This is a genomic window from Streptomyces sp. NPDC002076 (assembly GCF_053593835.1).
Genome location: NZ_JBSFDI010000006.1, coordinates 46,130 through 65,084, shown reverse-complemented (window position 1 = coordinate 65,084; position 18,955 = coordinate 46,130). Strand labels below are relative to the sequence as shown.

The 18,955-nt window shown below is 71.2% G+C and carries 15 protein-coding genes, 1 tRNA gene and 1 pseudogene; 11 read left to right on the top strand and 6 right to left on the bottom strand.

Features of this window, described 5'->3' with window-relative positions; all coding sequences use genetic code 11:
• Window positions 1-35: 35 nt before the first annotated feature.
• Entirely contained in the window at window positions 36-1,577 is a 1,542-nt protein-coding gene (locus ACWCQS_RS14675; protein ID WP_451004788.1) for a metallophosphoesterase family protein, read from the bottom strand.
• A 127-nt stretch (window positions 1,578-1,704) separates the two neighbouring features.
• Between ACWCQS_RS14675 and ACWCQS_RS14670 the strand changes: the two genes are divergently transcribed.
• From ACWCQS_RS14670 to ACWCQS_RS14630, 9 genes are all read left to right on the top strand, one after another.
• The gene (locus tag ACWCQS_RS14670) at window positions 1,705-2,055 is read left to right on the top strand and encodes a metallopeptidase family protein (RefSeq protein WP_388622413.1); all 351 of its coding nucleotides are present in this window, start codon (window positions 1,705-1,707) and stop codon (window positions 2,053-2,055) included.
• 162 nt (window positions 2,056-2,217) lie between these two features.
• Window positions 2,218-2,751 carry a hypothetical protein gene (locus ACWCQS_RS14665; RefSeq protein WP_451004787.1) on the top strand — a complete coding sequence of 178 codons (534 nt, stop codon included), beginning with the start codon at window positions 2,218-2,220 and terminating at the stop codon, window positions 2,749-2,751.
• A gap of 235 nt (window positions 2,752-2,986) precedes the next feature.
• A complete protein-coding gene (locus ACWCQS_RS14660) occupies window positions 2,987-5,182 on the top strand; it encodes a DEAD/DEAH box helicase (RefSeq protein WP_451004786.1) in 2,196 nt (731 codons plus the stop codon).
• A gap of 213 nt (window positions 5,183-5,395) precedes the next feature.
• Window positions 5,396-8,173: an FG-GAP repeat domain-containing protein gene (locus tag ACWCQS_RS14655; RefSeq protein ID WP_451004785.1), complete on the top strand. Its 2,778-nt coding sequence runs from the start codon at window positions 5,396-5,398 to the stop codon at window positions 8,171-8,173.
• A gap of 60 nt (window positions 8,174-8,233) precedes the next feature.
• On the top strand, window positions 8,234-9,739 hold the full coding sequence (locus tag ACWCQS_RS14650) for an amino acid permease (protein ID WP_451004784.1): 1,506 nt from the start codon (window positions 8,234-8,236) through the stop codon (window positions 9,737-9,739).
• Window positions 9,740-9,838: 99 nt separating this feature from the next.
• A tRNA-Lys gene (locus ACWCQS_RS14645) sits at window positions 9,839-9,911 on the top strand.
• 477 nt (window positions 9,912-10,388) lie between these two features.
• A complete protein-coding gene (locus tag ACWCQS_RS14640; RefSeq protein ID WP_451004783.1) occupies window positions 10,389-11,345 on the top strand; it encodes an STAS domain-containing protein in 957 nt (318 codons plus the stop codon).
• A 165-nt stretch (window positions 11,346-11,510) separates the two neighbouring features.
• Window positions 11,511-11,951, top strand: a complete 441-nt coding sequence (locus ACWCQS_RS14635) for a DUF5994 family protein (RefSeq protein ID WP_451004782.1) — start codon at window positions 11,511-11,513, stop codon at window positions 11,949-11,951.
• A gap of 77 nt (window positions 11,952-12,028) precedes the next feature.
• On the top strand, window positions 12,029-13,222 hold the full coding sequence (locus tag ACWCQS_RS14630) for a PP2C family protein-serine/threonine phosphatase (RefSeq protein WP_451004781.1): 1,194 nt from the start codon (window positions 12,029-12,031) through the stop codon (window positions 13,220-13,222).
• 36 nt (window positions 13,223-13,258) lie between these two features.
• Here the strand turns inward: ACWCQS_RS14630 and ACWCQS_RS14625 are convergent, their stop codons facing one another.
• Window positions 13,259-13,741, bottom strand: a complete 483-nt coding sequence (locus ACWCQS_RS14625; protein ID WP_451004780.1) for a DUF5994 family protein — start codon at window positions 13,739-13,741, stop codon at window positions 13,259-13,261.
• A 106-nt stretch (window positions 13,742-13,847) separates the two neighbouring features.
• On the opposite strand from ACWCQS_RS14625, the pseudogene ACWCQS_RS14620 reads away from it, so the two are divergent.
• Window positions 13,848-14,198: pseudogene (locus tag ACWCQS_RS14620) on the top strand (mobilization protein); the annotation flags it as partial.
• A 101-nt stretch (window positions 14,199-14,299) separates the two neighbouring features.
• Here ACWCQS_RS14620 and ACWCQS_RS14615 read toward each other — a convergent pair.
• The 4 genes from ACWCQS_RS14615 to ACWCQS_RS14600 form a co-directional block, all read right to left on the bottom strand.
• Window positions 14,300-14,878 (bottom strand): HAD domain-containing protein, encoded by a 579-nt coding sequence (locus tag ACWCQS_RS14615; RefSeq protein ID WP_451004779.1) that lies wholly within the window; start codon window positions 14,876-14,878, stop codon window positions 14,300-14,302.
• Between the two features lie 30 nt (window positions 14,879-14,908).
• A complete protein-coding gene (locus ACWCQS_RS14610) occupies window positions 14,909-15,601 on the bottom strand; it encodes a class I SAM-dependent methyltransferase (protein WP_451004778.1) in 693 nt (230 codons plus the stop codon).
• 1 nt (window position 15,602) lies between these two features.
• Window positions 15,603-16,514 carry an aminoglycoside phosphotransferase family protein gene (locus tag ACWCQS_RS14605; protein ID WP_451004777.1) on the bottom strand — a complete coding sequence of 304 codons (912 nt, stop codon included), beginning with the start codon at window positions 16,512-16,514 and terminating at the stop codon, window positions 15,603-15,605.
• Between the two features lie 83 nt (window positions 16,515-16,597).
• Entirely contained in the window at window positions 16,598-17,347 is a 750-nt protein-coding gene (locus ACWCQS_RS14600; RefSeq protein ID WP_451004776.1) for a hypothetical protein, read from the bottom strand.
• Between the two features lie 226 nt (window positions 17,348-17,573).
• Here ACWCQS_RS14600 and ACWCQS_RS14595 point away from each other — a divergent pair, with 226 nt between their 5' ends.
• Window positions 17,574-18,926, top strand: coding sequence for a helix-turn-helix domain-containing protein (locus ACWCQS_RS14595; protein ID WP_451004775.1), 1,353 nt, complete (start codon window positions 17,574-17,576; stop codon window positions 18,924-18,926).
• Window positions 18,927-18,955 lie beyond the last annotated feature (29 nt).

The following is an 18,955-nucleotide window of genomic DNA, read 5'->3' as shown; positions in this document are numbered from 1 at the left end:
GCATATGGGATGGCGGGGAGTATCGCCAAAACGGTTTACGGCGAGGGGGCCGACGAGGCGGGGGAGGAGGGGGACGGGGTGCCCGGGGAAGGTGTGGTCCTCGGTCGGTTCTCGTCCGCCAGATGGCGGCTGACCTCGGCCGTCGTCTCGCCCAGCCCGCCCAGTTTGATCGCGTCCCAGGCCTGGAGACGGTGGCTGTCGCGGTCGAAATAGAGGATCGAGGCCTCGATGGGCGCGGGGTACGTGCGCTCCAGCGCCCGCAGCCCGCTTCCGCCCGTGGAACCCTCCATGCGCAGCCGGGTGCCGTAGGGCAGCATCTCGTCCCCCTCGTGGTGCAGATGGCCGCACAGCACCAGGGGCACCGCGCCGTCCGTCTCACGGGCCGCCGACGGCTCATGGGCGATCGCGACATCGACCGGGGTGCCGGCCACCCGCTGGTCGCGCAGGGCGCTGGCCAGCCGGTCGCCGGCCAGTTGCTCGGCCGCGTTGCCGCCGGGCACCACCGAGCGGTCGGGGGTGAACTGCGGGTCCCCGATGCCCGCGAAACGCAGGCCCGCGACCGTCTGCGCCCGGCCGTCGTCCAGAACGTGCACGTTCTTCATCCGCTCCAGATAGCGCTGGGTGGTCCGGGAGTCGTGGTTGCCCCGCACCCAGACGTACGGCGCTCCCAGGTCCCGGATCGGGTCCAGGAAGCCGTTCTCCGCCGCCGTACCGTGGTCCATCGTGTCGCCGGAGTCGACGATCACGCTCACCTTGTACTGCTCCACCAGCGAGGCGATGATCTTCCAGCTCGCCGGGTTGAGGTGGATGTCCGACACATGCAGGACCCGGATGGTGGAGGGGTCCGGCTGGTAGGCCGGGAGTGTGGAGGTGACGTCGTAGAGCTTCGTCACATTCGTCACCAGGCGGGCCAGCTCCTTCTGGTAGACATCGAACTCGGTGACGATGCTGCGCGCGTTGCCGACCACCGCCGGTGCCGAGGTGAGCAGCCCGGAGAACTTCGGTTCCAGGACCGACTTCGGGTTCCAGGTGGCGTACGCGCTCGCCCCGGACGCGGCCAGCAGGGCCAGGGCGAGGCCGCCCGCGGCCAGGGCGCGGCGGGGGCTGCGGTAGACGGCGAGCCCGAGGGCCGAGGCGCCGGCCACCACGGCGACACAAGAGCGCAGGGCCAGGTCCAGCGTGTCGTGCTCGACGTCCCTGGCGACCTCGTCCTGGAGGCCGGAGATCCGTTCGGGGTGGTCGACGAGGGCCTGCGCGCGGAGCGGATCCAGCTGGTCCACGTTGACGTCCAGGCGGAGCGGGGCCACATGGCTGTCCAGGGTGAGCGCGCCCAGCGGCGAGACGTTGATCTTCGTACCGCCGGTGAGCGAGGGGCGCAGCGCCATCGTCGTGTTCATCGGGCCGACCGGGGCCCGTACGTTTCCGACGATCAGCAGGCCCAGCCAGGCGCCGACGAGGACGACAGCCGTGAGGCCGAGCGCGCGGAGCCAGGGGCGGGGGCGGGCGGCGAGTTCCAGCGCGGGGAGCCGGTGGGTGCCGCGGCGGTGGGGGCGCAGCGGGATGGTCGTGCTGCGCATGCGGTTCGTCATCGTGCGGAGGGCTGCGACGGAGACGCGGACCATTGGTGCCGTATGCCCATGTACCCGGGCGGATATGCGGTGGCGCACCGCTCTCGTACGGGCCCTCGTACCGGACAATGACCCTGTGCTGGAGATGACGCGCGAGGAGTTCGAGGAACTGGTCGCCGAGGCGCTCGACCGGATCCCGCCGGAGCTGATGCGGCTCATGGACAACGTGGCGGTGTTCGTGGAGGACGAACCGCCCGCCGACGACCCCGGGCTGCTCGGACTGTACGAGGGCACGCCGCTGACCGACCGGGGCGAGTGGTACGCGGGGGTGCTGCCCGACCGGATCACCATCTACCGCGGGCCGACGCTGCGGATGTGCGAGTCGCGCGAGGACGTCGTCGTGGAGACCGAGGTGACCGTGGTGCACGAGATCGCCCACCACTTCGGCATCGACGATGCCCGGCTGCACACCCTTGGGTATGGGTGAGACAGCCCCGGGTATCGGTGGGCGCCGGGGGTGACGCGGGCGCGGCCGGGCGGCCGTGAGGGGCGTGTGGTCGCGCGGGGATGCGTGCGGGGCGCGTGTCCTCTTGTGGGCGGCGGGAGTTGGGGAGGTTGACTCCTTTCCTTGCCTCCGGAGGTGGCCGCCGTGCGCCCCTTGTCCGTACCCGTCCGGCTCACCGTCACGGTGCTGACCCTCGCCGCTGCCGCCGGCTGTGTGAACGTGGGCGACGACGCGGGCCGGACCAGGCCCTCGCACTCCGTGGGGCGGCACGGGGGCGGGGGGTCCGACGGCGGCCCGGTGGACGACGCCGGCGGCCCCGGCGGGCACGACGGCGCGAGGGGTGACGGCGAGCACGAGCACGGCGGCAAGAAGAAGCCGGGAGAGGAATCGGCCTCTTCGTCGGCCACCGCCTCGTCCGGCGAGGGCAGCTCGCCCGCGGTCCCGGCGAAGCCCGGCAAGCCCGGCGGGACCGCCGACCCCGGCGGCCCGGCGCCGACCAACGCCCCGCCGACGCCTCCGGTCACCTCCGCCCCGCCCCCGCCGCCCGCCTCCACCCCGCCACCGGCGACCTCCGAGCCCCCGTCGGCCGAGCCGTCCTCCTCGGCCCATGAGGGGCCGGGGACACAGCTCGTCGAGCGCGAACCGGCACCGGAGCCCGGGGCGAACGTCGCGGCGTGATCTCCGGACGCACCAAAGGTGCGGCTCACCTGCGGATATGGAGCCGGTTTGCCATCAGGGGCAGTGAGTGCGTATGGTGGCAGATCGTTTGATCCCATTTGCCCGGCGCCACCACAGAGCGCGCCGTGTGGCGCGTACTCTCCTTTGCCGTGGCGGACCGCATCGAGGCGGTCGTGAGCGAATCACGGAGTTGACGGGCGCGTGCCGACGAGACTCCGGAAGGTTTCGCATTCGCATGTCCGTGTCCAGTACTGATCAGTTCGTCGTGTCCGAGAACGAGCTCAACGAGCTCGATGAGCTCGACAAGGAGCTCACCGACGCGACGGCCGAGATCACCGAGGCCCCCGAGGCCGCTGACACCACCCCCCAGACCACCTTCGCCGACCTCGGCCTGCCCGAGGGCGTTGTGCGCAAGCTCGCGCAGAACGGCGTGACGACCCCCTTCCCGATCCAGGCCGCGACCATCCCGGACGCCCTGGCCGGCAAGGACATCCTCGGCCGTGGCCGCACCGGCTCCGGCAAGACCCTCTCCTTCGGTCTGCCGACCCTGGCCCAGCTGGCCGGCGGCCGCACCGAGAAGAAGCGGCCCCGCGCCGTCATCCTCACCCCGACCCGCGAGCTGGCCATGCAGGTCGCCGACGCCCTCCAGCCGTACGGCGACGTCGTCGGCCTGAAGATGAAGGTCGTCTGCGGCGGCACCTCGATGGGCAACCAGATCTACGCCCTGGAGCGCGGCGTCGACATCCTGGTCGCCACCCCGGGCCGCCTGCGCGACATCATCAACCGCGGCGCCTGCTCCCTCCAGGACGTCCAGATCGCCGTCCTCGACGAGGCCGACCAGATGTCCGACCTGGGCTTCCTGCCCGAGGTCACCGAGCTGCTCGACCAGGTCCCGGCCGGCGGCCAGCGCATGCTCTTCTCCGCCACCATGGAGAACGAGATCCAGACCCTGGTCGACCGTTACCTGAACAGCCCCGTCTCCCACGAGGTGGACGCGGCCCAGGGCGCGGTGACGACCATGTCGCACCACATCCTCATCGTGAAGCCCAAGGACAAGGCGCCGGTCACGGCCGCGATCGCCTCCCGCAAGGGCCGCACGATCATCTTCGTCCGCACCCAGCTGGGCGCCGACCGCGTCGCCGAGCAGCTGCGCGAGGCGGGCGTGAAGGCCGACGCGCTGCACGGCGGCATGACCCAGGGCGCCCGCACCCGCACCCTGGCCGACTTCAAGGACGGGTACGTCAACGTCCTGGTCGCCACCGACGTCGCCGCCCGCGGCATCCACGTCGACGGCATCGACCTCGTCCTGAACGTCGACCCGGCGGGCGACCACAAGGACTACCTGCACCGCGCCGGCCGTACGGCCCGCGCGGGCCGCACCGGCACGGTCGTCTCCCTCTCCCTGCCGCACCAGCGGCGCCAGATCTTCCGCCTGATGGAGGACGCCGGCGTCGACGCGGCCCGCCACATCATCCAGGGCGGCGCCGCCTTCGACCCGGAGGTCGCCGAGATCACCGGCGCCCGCTCCATGACCGAGGTCCAGGCCGAGTCCGCCGCCAACGCCGCCCAGCAGGCCGAGCGCGAGGTCGCCCAGCTCACCAAGCAGCTGGAGCGCGCCCAGCGCCGTGCGACCGAGCTGCGCGAGGAGGCCGACCGGCTGGTCGCCCGGGTCGCCCGCGAGCGCGGCGAGGACCCGGAGGCCGCGGTGGCCGAGGCTCAGGCGACGGCGGCGGAGGAACTCGCGGCCGTGGCCGAGGTGCCGGCGCAGCGGGAGACCGAGCGCGAGGAGCGTCCGGCGGCTTCGGCGCCGTACGAGCGCCGGGAGCGGCGCGGCTTCGACCGGGACCGGGGTGAGCAGCGCGGCGACCGAGGCTTCGAGCGTCGTGAGGACCGTGGCGGCCGTGGCTTCGACCGCGACCGTCGTGACGACCGCCGCCCCTTCGACCGTGACCGCCGTGACGACCGTGGCTTCGAGCGTCGTGACGACCGTGGCGGCCGTGGCTTCGAGCGTCGCGACGACCGTCGTCCGTTCGACCGTGACCGCCGTGACGACCGCGGTGGCCGTGGCTTCGAGCGCCGTGACGACCGTGGCGGCCGTGGCTTCGACCGCGACCGCGCCGAGCGTCGCGACGACCGTCGTCCGTTCGACCGTGACCGTCGCGACGACCGCGCCGACCGTGGCTTCGAGCGCCGTGACGACCGGGGTGGCCGTGGTTTCGAGCGTCGTGACGACCGTGGCGGCTTCCGCCGCGACGAGCGCGGTGGGCACCGGGGCAGCGACCGTCCGTTCAACCGTGACCGCCGCGACGACCGTCCGGGCTTCCGCACCGGCGGCCACGAGCGTCCCTACGGCCGCCGTGACGACCACCGCGGCAACGGCTCCTCCTTCGGCCGCCGCGAGGACAAGCCGCGCTGGAAGCGCAACGGCTGACGCCACGCCTCACCCTGCATGACCTGACAAGGGCCCGTACGACACCGTTCGTACGGGCCCTTTCGCATGCCCCGGAAACCCGGCCGGCCCGGGACTTCGGCGTGTTCCGAAATCCCCGGCGGGCACCAGGACCACTCACTGATACGCTCCCGTCGCCCACTTAGGACATGCACATTTCATTCACAGTCACGGGTCGAGGGACCGGGGGGTTCCGTGAAGGGCCGCACGTTCGTACGACGGCGGCTGCTCGGGGGCGCGGCGATGGCCGCCGTTCTCGCGCTTGCCGTGGGTTCACCAGGGGTTGTCGGGGCAGCTGGGGCGGCGACGGCCGCCGGTGCGGTGGGCGAGACCATGCTGCCCGCCGGGGTCAGGACCGCCCCGCGCTATGCGGGGCTGGAGGGGTACGGCGACACCGGGCTGCTGTCGCAGCCGGAGGGCGTGGCCCATCAGCAGTGGACCGACTACGCGACGGGCCAGTCGCGGGACCTGACCGAGTTCTCGCGCTGGGACGGGACGCAGGGGCAGCTCGGTCTGGCGCAGTCCGACACGGCGGTCGAGGTGCTGGGGCGGAGCCCGTACGCCGCCCGGTTCCGGGACATTGCCACCGGCGCGGACCGGGGCACGGTCACCCTGCCCGGCACCCTGCACTCGGCCGGAGTGGCGGGCGTGGCGGTCGTCGGTTACGAGGGCAGCGGCCTCTTGGACATGCGTGCGGTGCACGTGCTCAGACCCACGGCCGACGGCGGCACGTCCGACACGGTCGTGAGCGGCTTCCCCGAGGGCGCGAAGATCCAGACGCCGGGTCCGCGGGACGCGCGTTCGCTGCTGCTGCACTACCGCGTGCCCACGGACGACCCGAACATCTTCCTCACCCAACTCGCCCTCGTCGACGTCCGGAACGCGACGGTCACCCCCGTCTTCGAGCCGTACAAGCCGAGTCTGGCCTGGAATCCGCTGCTCACCCACGACTACGTGGGCTGGTGGAAGCCCAGCCTGGGCGCCCGGCTGGTCCGCCGGGACGACCCGCAGGGACCGGCCGTCGAGATCCCGGCGTCCGCCACGGCCGGAAAGATCGCGCTGACCGTCGTCGGGGACCACCTGGTCGCCGTCGACGACAGCACCCGTGCGCTGCTGACGATGCCTCTGAGCGGGGGCGACTGGCAGCAGCTGGTGCCCCGGGCGCAGATCTCCCTCCAGGCGGCGCCGGACGGGTCGGCCGTCGTCGAGGGCGGCTCGGGACCGGAGGACTGGGGCGTGCGGCGGTTGGCCCAGTCGTCCGGGGGCGAGCTGACGGTCACGAAGATCGTCGACCTTCCACCGGTGCCGGCGCCCGTCGACGGGGTGTCCCTCGCGGGCGGCACGCTCACCTACACCGACCAGACCGCACCTCCGTCGTACGACGTCATGTGGAACTCCCGTACGGTCTCGGCGGGTTCACCGGCGCAGGTCGGCCCGGTGCGTCAGGGCGGCGGCTGGGTCAAGCCGTGCCCCACGCAGTGGGCCTGTGTGCGTCTCTTCGGCCTCGGGGACGGCTCCGTCGTGTACGACGACACCCCGGGAGGCACCGGCGGAGCGTTCTACCGTCGCCGGCCCTCCGGCCTGGTGGACACCGTGACGGTCGGCGGGCCCTACTCCCACGTGGTGGCGGCGGACGGCCGGTACACGGTCGTGTCCGACGACACCAAGCAGTACGTCTACGACTGGACGCAGATGAAGGTCGTCGCGACGCGTACGGCGACGGCCGCCACCGTCTGGGCCGGCCAGCTGTGGACCACCGCGTCCACCGCCGGCCACCTGACCCTGACCCGGCTCGGGACGAGCAACCCGGCCGTGGACGTCAACGTCGGCTCGGGCTGTGTGCCCGACGAGGTGCAGGCCGTCGGCCGCTGGGTCTACTGGGCCTGTACGGCGCGGGGGACGGCCGGTGTGTTCGACCGCTCCCGGGGCCGCTCGGTGGCCGTGCCGACCGGTGACGCCCTGCTGGCCGACGGCTTCCTGATCCGGCACGACACCGCCCGCGGCAAGCTGGTCCGCACCGATGTCCGCTCCGGCAAGGCGGTCACCGCCGACGTGGCCGACCTGCCCGCGACGCCGAACCTGGACGGGCGCGTCGCCTCCGACCGGGGCATCCGCTGGACGCTCGAAGCGAACGGGAACCGGGTGGCGTACGTGGACGCGGCCGAACGCATCCACATCCTGCCCGCCGGAACCCTCGCCGCGCCGGTGCGGCGGGACCACGTCGGGCGGGACGGCCTCGCCGACCTCCTCACCCTCGGCTCCTCCGGCACCCTGACCTTCCAGCAGGGCGACGGCAAGGGCGGATTCACCGGGAAGGTCTCGGCCGGGGGCTGGTCGACGAAGGCGGTCGCGGTGCCCTTCGGCGACCTGAACGGGGACCGCTGCAACGACGTGCTGGTGCGCATGACCGACGGTTCGTTGCGCGGCTACAAGGTCCCCTGCGGCGCGGCGCCGGGCACGTCCACGCCGTACACGAAGCTCGGCACCGGCTGGAACGCGTACAACGTGCTCACCTCGCCGGGCGACCTCACCGGCGACGGGCGGGCCGACCTGCTGGCGCGCAAGGCGTCCACCGGGGATGTGTACCTGTTCGCCGCGAAGAGCGACGGCACGCTCGCGGCCGGGAAGAAGATCGCCTCGGCCTGGCAGGGCTACACGAAGATCGTCGGTGCCGGGGACCTGAACGGCGACGGGATCGGAGACGTGCTGACCCGGGACGGTTCGGGCACGCTGTGGCGCTACGACGGCGCCGGGGCCGGGAAGCTGAAGACGCGGGTCAAGGTCTTCACGAAGTGGGGTGCCGCGTACAACGCGGTCGTCGGCGTCGGCGACATCACCGGTGACGGCAAGAACGACCTGGTCGAGCGGGACACCGCGGGCAATCTGTACCGCAGCGCCGGTGACGGAAAGGGGTCGTTCGGCGCCCCTACGAAGATCGGGAGCGGCTGGGGCGGATACAAGGGCCTCTTCTAGCCCCGTTTTCAGCCACCCCGTGGCGCATGTCACGCCCCCGGCGAGGGAATTGCTGGGGGCATGACAGATGACGCGAGAGTGAGTGGGCTGTCGGACGAGGACCGGCTGGCCCAGCTCGGATACACACAGGTCCTCGCTCGCCGGATGTCGGCGTTCTCGAACTACGCCGTCTCCTTCACGATCATCTCGGTCCTGTCCGGCTGCCTGACCCTCTACCTCTTCGGCATGACCACCGGCGGCCCCGCGGTGATCACCTGGGGCTGGGTGGCAGTGGGCCTGATGACCCTGTTCGTCGGCCTGTCGATGGCCGAGATCTGCTCGGCGTACCCCACCTCGGCGGGCCTGTACTTCTGGGCGCACCGCCTCGCACCACCCCGCTCGGCGGCGGCCTGGGCCTGGTTCACCGGCTGGTTCAACGTGCTGGGCCAGGTCGCGGTGACCGCCGGCATCGACTTCGGCGCCGCCTCCTTCCTGGGCGCGTACCTGGACCTCCAGTTCGGCTTCAAGGTGACCCCGGGCCGCACGGTCCTCATCTTCGCGGCGATCCTGATCCTGCACGGCCTGCTGAACACCTTCGGTGTCCGGATCGTCGCGGTTCTGAACGACGTGAGCGTGTGGTGGCACGTGCTGGGCGTCGCCGTGATCGTCGGCGCGCTCGCCTTCGTCCCCGACCACCACCAGTCGGCGACGTTCGTGTTCACGAAGTTCGTCAACGAGACGGGCTGGGGCAGCGGCACCTACGTCGTCCTGCTCGGCCTCCTGATGGCCCAGTACACCTTCACCGGCTACGACGCCTCCGCCCACATGACCGAGGAGACCCACGACGCCTCCACGGCGGGCCCTAAGGGCATCGTCCGCTCGATCTGGACGTCGTGGATCGCCGGCTTCGTGCTCCTGCTCGGCTTCACGTTCGCGATCCAGTCGTACGACAAGGAACTGGCGTCCCCGACGGGCGTGCCCCCGGCCCAGATCCTCCTGGACGCGCTCGGAGCGACGACGGGGAAGCTGTTGCTGCTGGTGGTGATCGGCGCCCAGCTCTTCTGCGGCATGGCCTCGGTGACCGCCAACAGCCGCATGATCTACGCCTTTTCACGCGACGGCGCGCTGCCCTTCTCCCGCGTCTGGCACACGGTCAGCCCCCGCACCCGCACCCCCGTGGCCGCGGTCTGGCTGGCCGCGCTGGCCGCCCTCGTCCTCGGCCTGCCCTACCTGATCAACTCGACGGCGTACGCGGCGGTGACCTCCATCGCCGTCATCGGCCTCTACATCGCGTACGTCATCCCGACCTTCCTGCGGGTCCGCAAGGGGGCCGCCTTCGAACGCGGGCCCTGGCACCTGGGCCGCTGGTCGGGTGCGATCGGCGTGGTCTCGGTGCTGTGGGTGGCCGCGATCACCATCCTCTTCATGCTCCCGCAGGTCTCCCCGGTCACCTGGAAGACCTTCAACTACGCCCCGGTCGCCGTCCTGGTCGTCCTCGGCTTCGCCGCGACCTGGTGGCTGGCCTCGGCCCGCCACTGGTTCCTCCGCGAGGAGCGGACCCGGGCCCCGGAGCTGGCCGAAAAGTGACCATCCGGAGCCTTGCTCCCCTCCCGACGCGGCCGCGTCACCGATACCCGATCGGAGACACGGCCGCGTCCGGCTATGCTCGGACAGGCAACATCGCCTGGGCCCTTAGCTCAATTGGCAGAGCAGTGGACTTTTAATCCATTGGTTGTGGGTTCGAGTCCCACAGGGCCTACGGCTGGTAGGCGGGGGATATGGCCCCTGACCTGCTACGCAGCGCTCGGGTCGGCTTCGGCTGGCTCGGGCGCTGCTTCGTTTTCGAGCCAGTGCGTGAGCGATGCGTGAGCGGATGTGCCCGTGGCCTGCGGAACGTGCTTGGGCCCAGGGGCGGTGGATACCCCGTAGGTATGGGGTCAGGCAGAGTGCCCACGAGTGGGCCGTCTGCCGCGGAGGTCTCCATGGACCGTTCGGCAGGCGGTGTGCTCGGCGCGGATGAGTCTGCCCGGCGCCACATTCCCGGTTGCCGGCGACGTACGGTGAAAGTACCGCGGGCATCACGCACTCCGGCTGTCCTGTCGGGTCGTCCTCGGCGAGAGACGAGACCCGGGCCGCCCGAGCGGACGGTGCGGAGACGGGTCGGCATCATGGCCACGGCGAGCACAGCAACTCCGCGACCCTCCCCGGTTATCGCCCTTCCCTGCCGAGGGGCGGCGTGACGGTCGTGCAGCGGCTGGACATTCACCGGCGTGACCGGGGAGAGCGGGCCCTCGTCACGCTCGTCGGCGCGATCGGGCCGGCCACAGCGCCCTTGCTGCGGACCGCGTTGGAGCAGTGCCTGCGCGACGGCGTGACCGGCATCGATGTAGATCTCACCACGGTCGGCTCCTGTGACTCCAAGGGCCTGGACGTCTTCCTGACGGCGTCGCAGCGCGCGGACCGGGTGCATGCTTTCGTGCGGCTGCACCATCCGTGCGCGCAGATCACCCGACTTCTCGCCGTCACCGGCTCCGCCTCCCTGCTCAGTGAGTTGCCGGGAGCGTCTCCATCGGCCGACGAGCAGCAGGGCGGCGGCGACCCTGCCAGTGCACCAGTCGTGAAGGACGGGATCCGTCTCCGCCGCCTGACCCGCTGGCAGGCGGAGGACATGAGCGAGGACATCGCCGACCTGGCCGTGCAACCCGTCGCGGGCTTGTCAGCGAGCGCGGACCGGGCGCGGGGCGACTTCTTGGGGCGGCTTGCCGTCAGTGCCCGACGGCCCGGCTTCGCGCTGCTGGTCGCCGAAACGACCGTGCTGGTGGGGTGCGCCTTCGGATTCCCGGTGGGCCCCGGTGTCCGCTCGGACCGGGGGTTGCAGGAGAGCGTCCAGCGGCTCACTGGCTGTGCCCGGTTCCTGCTCCTCACCCAGGTCGTGGCGCATCATCACGCCCAACACCGAGACATCGGTCGCCGTCTGCAACAGCGTCTGCTGGCAGACCGGCACACCGCGCTCGGAGTCGCCCTGATCCGTCCGGCAGACCAGGCCGGCCAGGCCGCATTCGAGTCCTGGGGCTGGCGAAATTGCGGGGAGATGGTGGGGCTGCCCGGTCTGGGCACACCCTGCGTGTTGGTCCTGTTCCCGGCGAACGGGCCGGTACCGGCGCCTCCGGCCTTGGGCCCGAGCCGGGCGTAGCCTGGGAGACACCGAGAGCATGTCGGGCGCACGATCTGGCGGCGCCGTTCCCGGCGAGTGACGAACGAGGGCAGCGCCTTCACTGCCCGGGACGGGATCGCACGATGGACTCCCTCGCACCGCCCGGCCGAAGGTATGCCACCGGATGACGAGCACACGTCCCGGATGCCGCTGGCACGGTTGAGCCTCACCCCGGAGTCCAGCCACGGCCCGCTCGACGGAGCATGGTGGCCGCGGTGTGACGTCCTGGAGCTGGAGTTGCCCGCCCTCGTGGGCTCGTTGGACCCTGGCCAGGGTACGGTCACCCGCGTCACGGTGGGGAGTGCCGCGTGGCCCGACGCCCCAGGAACAGTGCCGGCGCCCGACCACATGATCGAGGTCGTCCTGAGCGACACCGCCGACGAAGCGCATGCCATCACCCTGGAGTGCGGCACCGTCGGGCGCTGGAAGCTGCTGGTTATCCCGCCCGACGAGCCGACGGGAGCGGCCGGCCGGCTGCTGACGGCCGCCGCCGATCCCCGGAACACGCAGTCGGCTCAGCGCATCCTCGCCCGTGTCGAGGACGGCCTCGGCCAGGAGAGCGGCAGGCAGCGGAACGGCCCATGATGGACTGATGGGACCGGCAGCTCTTTCGTCGGCCACCGCCGCCGCCCGTGTCCGCGTGGATCACGTCGGGTGAGCGGATGACGGCCGAACCGCGCGCGGACCGCTCCGAGAGCTTCGGGGAAGCGCTCCTCGGGACGGTTCTCGATCGCGCGCATGAGCTTCCGCCCCACCTCGTCGGCCCACTGGTCGCCGACATGATGGAGCGGCTGGGAGGCCGCCGTCCGCAGATCCTGCTGCAGGACTACGGCCAGCTGCTGCTCGTACCCCTGCCCGGCGAGGGCCTCACGGACGGGGACCCCCAGGTGATCGACGATTCCGCCGCGGGCCGCTGCTTTCTCGGTGCGCTGCCCGTCGAGCTGCCCGAGGGCGACGGCGTACGCGTCCACCTGCCGCTGCTCGACGGCGGCGACCAGGTGGGCGTCATGGCCGTGACGCTGGACCGGGTCGACGACGACGACCGCCGCATGCTGCGCCGGCTCTCCGCTCTGGTGGCCGACCTGCTGGTGACCAAACACGGATATTCCGACCTGTTCTTCCGTACCCGACGCCGTGAACCGATGAGCGTGGCCGCCGAGATCCAGTGGGCGCTGCTGCCGCCCCTGGCCATGATCATGCCGCACGTCGCCCTGGCCGGAGTCCTGGAGCCCGCGTACGACGTGGCGGGGGACAGCTTCGACTACGCGCTCAACGGCGACGTCCTCCACCTGGCCATGATCGACGCGATGGGGCACGGCCTCGGCGCGGCCACCATGGCCACCGTGGCCATCGGCGCGTACCGCTACGCCCGCCGCCTGAGCACCGGCCTGACGGAGATCTACGCCTTCATGGACGACGCCGTGGCGAAGCAGTTCGGCGCCGACCACTTCGTCACCGCGCAGATGATGCGGCTGGACACGACGACGGGCCACCTGCAGTGGGTCAATGCCGGCCACCCCGCGCCGATATTGGTCCGCGACCACCGTGTCACGCGCCGACTGGTCGGCCCGACGACTCTCCCCGTGGGCCTTGGCGGTGCGGAGCCGGAGGTAAGTGCGCTGCGGTTGGAACGGGGAGACCGCGTCCTGTGCTTCACCGACGGGCTGATCGAGGAGCACGCGACGGGCGAGGAGCAGTTCGGGGAGGAGCAGTTGATCGACTGGGTGAACGGGCTGGAGAGAACCGGCCGCGGGGTCCGGGCGGTGGCGCGTGCCCTGTCGCACACACTCAAGCGGGCACGGGGTGGCCAGACCACGGACGATGCGACGCTGCTCCTGGTGGAGTGGCGCGGCTGACCGCACCGCCGAGTCTGCCCCGCCCGCGGCGACTCATCAGCCCGACGCCGTCTGCCCGCCTCCTGTGTCGATGAGGATCTGCTCCGCAGAGCTGACGTTGCCGGCCAGGACGGCCTGCGCCATCGCCGCGTGAGCGGCCTCGGGCGTCGCCTCCGGGGGGATGACCAGCAGCGAGAAGTGGTCCCTGTCGCCCCGGGTGATCAAGATGGTGCCATCACCCACTGGGAAGGAGTCCACGTGCACCACGCGGTCGTCGATGACGATCCGCGTCGGGAGCCCCTCCCAAGCTGTGGCGTCCAGCCCGACCCGGCTCAGAGGGCCCAAGTGCTCGGCGAGGGCGCTCAGCAGCGCGGGCAACTCGGCTCCGATGTCCCGCGACCGTGGCCACCACGCACCGTCGAGGACGCCTTCGCGTGATGCCGTCGTCTCCAGCCGGAGCAATGCGCTCCCCGGTCGCACGGCATGGTGTACACCACTTGGCAGATGCCGGGAAGCATGGGATATGTCGGAGTCGGCCATGAGCGGACCACCCGTTCGGGATGCGTTGCGAACACGGGAATCGCCTCGCGCTCACCACGCTACTCCAGGTACCGCCCGGCGCCGGTACTTGCGAGATCGCCGTGGTGGAGACGTACGAGCGGCAGTCCCCGACCACGCCGAGCGGATCCTTACCGACCCGGCCTGGCCGGCACTCGCCACCGTCCTCGCAGACGCCGAAGCCCGCGGCCACCAACCCCACCAGCTCCTCAAGGAGGCCGCCGCCCAACGCGAACTGACCACCGCCCGCCAGCCCGCCCGCGTCATGATCACCCGCATCCAGCACACCGGCCGAAACCCGGCCCCCAACCGCCGCGCCGAAGCCGCCCGTCGACGCTCGACCATCGCGGGCTCGGTCGGCACTTCCCAGAGCCGTGGTCACCAGATCACAGCTGCGGCATCGACGCTCACCGAACATCAGCACCGGCAGCGTCGGTAGGGACCAACACTGCCTGCCTCCCGGCGACACAGCTGTCAACGCTGATGCCCTCGCTCCTTCTTGGTGACGAGGGCATCAGCGATTCCTGCGGTTTTGCCGCGCTAGGCGACCTTCGCTTCACATGGGACGCCTGAGGCGTCAGCCCGCGCGACGCGCAACAGGGCGGCACAAGCCAAGACCTCGACCAAGTGCTCTGCCAGGAGCCCGACGTGCGGGTCCGGCTGAACCAGGGCGGTGACATGGCCACGGGCGGTGCGCTCCCTGGCCCATTCGTGGTCGAGGTCGGTGAAGTCGTCGTCGATCCAGATGGCGGGCGCGTCGCCGAGCCAGGCGTCGACGTGGTCGCGTTTCCACAGGTAGCCGTTGGGGTGGCTGGTCGTGATCTGCGGACGCGGCAACTCGACGTGCGGCAGGGGCGGGAGGCCGAGGAGTGGGCCGATGAGTGTGGTGGCGTCCTGGCGCCAGCTGGTGCACCAGACGGGGGTGACCAGGCCGGTTCGTATCACGTGCATGAGCAGGGGGCCGTGGGCTGGATTGAGCCAGATGGTGACCGGGTTGTCGGCGGTTCGGTCGGCGGGAACGACGTCGTGGCGGGTGTGGGTCTCGGGACCGGTCCCTTCCGCGTCCGGGAAGGGGATGAGGACGCCGTCGACGTCGAGGAGCAGGTAGGGCGGGCGCATCGGGTTCTCCCAGGGAGCCGGGGGCTGGGGTCAGAGCTTGCGCGCGGTGATCAGCAGGGTGGTGGGCCAGAGGCCGTGGCGGGCGTCGTGGAATTCCTGGGCCGAGGCGAGCCAGAGGCCCGCTCGTCCGAGGTGCTTCTCCCAGCGTTCGGCGTCGAACTCCCAGCGTGCGATGGGCAGGCGCATGCGGTCGGGGAGGGTGACGTAGTCGCGGCCGGGCCGGTCGTCAGTGGAAGGGCGTCTGCCGCCGCGCTGGGGGTGGGGGACGGAGAAGGCGAGGGTGCATCCGGGTTTGAGGTGCTGGGCGATGGCCGGGAGCAGAAGCTCAGGGGCGACGAGGCCGATCGCTCCGAAGACGGAGTAGATCGCGTCGAAGTGCTCGTCGGAGGCTTGCAGGTAGTGCAGCGCGTGTCCGGCGACGAAGGTGAGGTTGTTCAGCCGGCCGTAGTGCGAGCGGGCGCGGCGGACCTGCAGGCCGACGAGGTCGACGCCGGTGACGTGGGCGCCGTAGCGGGTGGCGAGGTGGGCGGCGTTGTGGCCGGGGCCACAGCCAAGTTCCAGCAGTCGCTTGCGGCGCAGATCCGGTCCGAGGATTTCGGCGCCGGGGCTGCCTCCGGGCCGCGTGGTCCATTCCATCCGCGCGGGGACGGACAGGGGCTCGGCGGGGCTGGCCGTGGTGCGCTGGAGGGCGTGGACGTACCAGGGGGACGCCTGGGCGAGCACGTCAGACCTCCAGGAGGTGGAGGACGTCGGTGAGGTGTCGGCGTACGGCCTTGATGTAGGCGGGGTCGGTGGCCGGGTCGTTGATCCAGCGGATGGACTGCTCCATGAACCACTCGACGGCCCAGACGCGGTGCCAGCCCAGCGCCCACTTCTCGGCCGGGAGCCCGCCTCGCTCGGCGAGTGCGTCGGGGGTGCCGCCCTCGGTGACGTACGTCTCCAGGAAGACGCGCAGACGTACGGGGTCGGGGTCCTCGATGGTGCCGTGCCAGCTGACGAGGTCGAGCAGGCCGGGGCCGGTGAAGGCGCGGGCGAAGTCCAGCAGGCGCCAGCCGCGTCGGCCGATGTGGAGGCTGGTGGGGTGGAACTCGGAGTGCACCCAGCCGAACGGGCCGACCGTGGCGCCGCCCGAGCGCGCTTCAGCAGCTTGGGCGATGCCGTCGAGAGCGTCCTCGATGTCGTGGGTGTCCTCCCACCGGTCGGCCTTGCGCAGGTGGCCGAGGTGTTCCAAGGCTCGCGCCGGGAGGCCGCGCAGACCTTCCTGATCGAGGACCGGCAGGGCCGCGGCCGTGTGGGTGCGGTGCAGGACCACGGCTGCGGCGGCGCCGTCGAGGTCGTCGGCTTCGCGGATGGGAGCGCCGAGGTCTTCCAGCAGCATCCCGAGCCAGCCGTCCAGGACTGCGGAGGCGTGAACGGAAGGGACGGGGACGCCGAGCGTTTTTGCCAACCGGAGTGCCTGGTCCTCCCAGTCGAAGGGCCTTCTGGCGTACTTGAAGATGGCGGTGCTGCCGTCGGTGAAGGTCAGGCGCTCGACGCCGGACATGGACCAGACGCGCACCTGTTCACGCGATGCGCAGGTGCGGTTGGCGAGGGTCAGCAGGTTGTCCAGGAGTTCGGCGTTGAGGGTCGCGTCCATGAAGGGCTCTCCAGTGCGATGGTGGCGTCCGGGGCGGGCGAGAGGTGCCTGCCCGCCCCGGAGCCTGGTGTGCGGCGGTGGTGCTACGCGGCAGGGCTGACGCGGTGGGCGTAGACCTGCTCGATCCAGTCGGCCTTGAAGGCTGCGAGGTGGTCGCGAAAGGCGGTCATCGACGCACCGTAGGGTGCGACGACTCCGCCGGCCTGGTCCGGCACGGACTGGCAGCCGTGCACGAGCCGTCCGCCGAGGGCGGCGTGGGCCTTGATGGACTCGATGCGGCGGTGCTCGTTGAACCAGCCGCCGTGGTAGACCTCGTCCAGCATCCCGCCCATCTCGTCGTCCAGGTCGAAGACGACCGAGGTGGCGGCGGGGAAGAACCAGCACGGGCCGACGTTGGAGATGTGCCCGTCCAGCTCGACCTTGTTGAGCGCCATCAGCGTGGCCGCCTCGCGGAGCATCCGCAGGTGCTCGGCGGTGATCTGCGGCAGGCCGAGGTCGACGAGGTGCTCGTCGCGGAACAGGTAGGCATACACCTCGTAGGCGGTGGACAGCACGCGGGCGGCGTCCGAGGTGGACTCGCCGTGGGCCTTGATGAAGTCCAACGCGAGCTGCTCGATCGCGCTCTCGGTGGTCTCCGCCACGTCCAGGAGCTGGGACTTGACCAGCTCCCAGTCAGCGACGAGCCAGGTGTTGGACTCGAAGCGGAAGAAGTACTCGGCCGGGTTGATGGTGATGCGCCGGCCGTCGACCTGGATGCCCGGCAGGCGGCTCCAGCGCTCGTCGAACGCCTGGGGCAGCTCGACCGTGATGGCCGTGGTGTCGATGGTGGTCACCGTGTCTCCGTCTCTGATCGGCCGGGTTCGGGCGCAGGCATGCCTGAACCCGGAGCGGGCGTACGGAACTTCAGGGAGCCGCCCGGCCGAAGGGGGGGAGCCTGGTCGCGGTGTCGGACCGGGCCGGGCGGCTGATATCCAGTGAACACGCCGTCACGCACAGTGGGTACGGTGAGAGGCAGTCCAGGCGGTATACGCGGTTTACAGCTCCGGAGCGGAGGCGATCGTGGCAGCGCAGAGAGAACCCAACTCCCGCCTGCGCGAGACCATCGAGGCGACGGGCTGCACCTTTGAGGCTCTGGCGAAGGACATCCGACGCATCGCTGCCGAGAACGGCGAGACCCTCCAGACCAACAAGTCGGCTGTCTCCCATTGGGTGAACGGCAACCGCCAGCCGACCGGCCGTACCGCCCGGTACCTCGCCGAGGCACTGTCCAGGCGAGCAGGCCGCACGGTCACTGAGACGGAGATTGGTCTCTGCGGGGGCGAGGCACCGACCGAGCAGGCTGATCCCGTCCTCGCCGCGACCGACCTGGGCCGTGCCGATGTCGAACGCCGACGCTTCCTGGTCGTGGCCGCCTTCACCGCAGCCGGCGTCGCCATGCCCCTCGCGTATGACCACGAGGCCACTGCCCGCATGCTTCGAGCCCGCACCGGCAGCTCCCTGGTCGGTGCGGAGGACGTGGACGTCGTACGCCAGATCACCGCAGCTTTCAGTGCCGCCGACGAACGTCTCGGTGGCGGCCATGGGCTTACCACCGTCACCGCGTATCTCGCCGACACCGCCGCCCCCATGCTCCGCGGACGGTTCCCGAACGAAGCCTTACGCCGGGCAGCCTTCGGGGCCGTCGCAGAACTCGCCTACCTCGCAGGGTGGAAGCACCACGACCTCGGCCAGGAAGGCGCCGCCCAGCGCTACTACCAGGTCGGCTACCAACTCGCCTGCGAAGCCGACCCGCACGGCCACGCCGCCTGGATGATGCGTGCCCTCGCCCACCAGGCCCTCAGTCTCAAGCAGCCCTACCACTGCGTCGACCTCGTCGAGGGCGCACTGGCCCGCGGCCTGGGCCGCGTCGACGGCCAGACCGAGGCGCTGCTCCACATCACCCATGCCCGCGCGTACGCCGCTGTGGGCGAGAAGCCCGCAGCGGCCCGCGCCCTGCTCGCCGCCGAAGACGCCCTCATACGCGACGACGGCCCACAGCCGAGCTACTCCCGCGTCAGCGGCCCGGCCGCCGGCACCGTGGCCAGCCACACCGCCCGCACACTGACCGACCTCGCCGACCACGTAGGCACCGAGCAACAACACCGCGACGCCCTGGTCCGCTGGGACCCCGAGAAGTACAAACGGGTCCACGCCCTCACCTACGCCGACCTCGGGGACAGCCTCGCAGCACAGGCCCGCGCCGACGAGGCCGTCGCCGCCTGGTCCCAGGCCCTGACTCTCATGGAGGGCATGACCTCTGACCGCACCCGCAAGGCGATCACCTCACTCCGCTCCACTCTCGCCGTCTACCAGCGGCGCAGGGTGCCCGGGGCGGCCGAACTGGCCCGCCGCGCACGCGAAGCACTGGCCTAAGCTGCCCACCAACCGGCCGACGAAGGGAC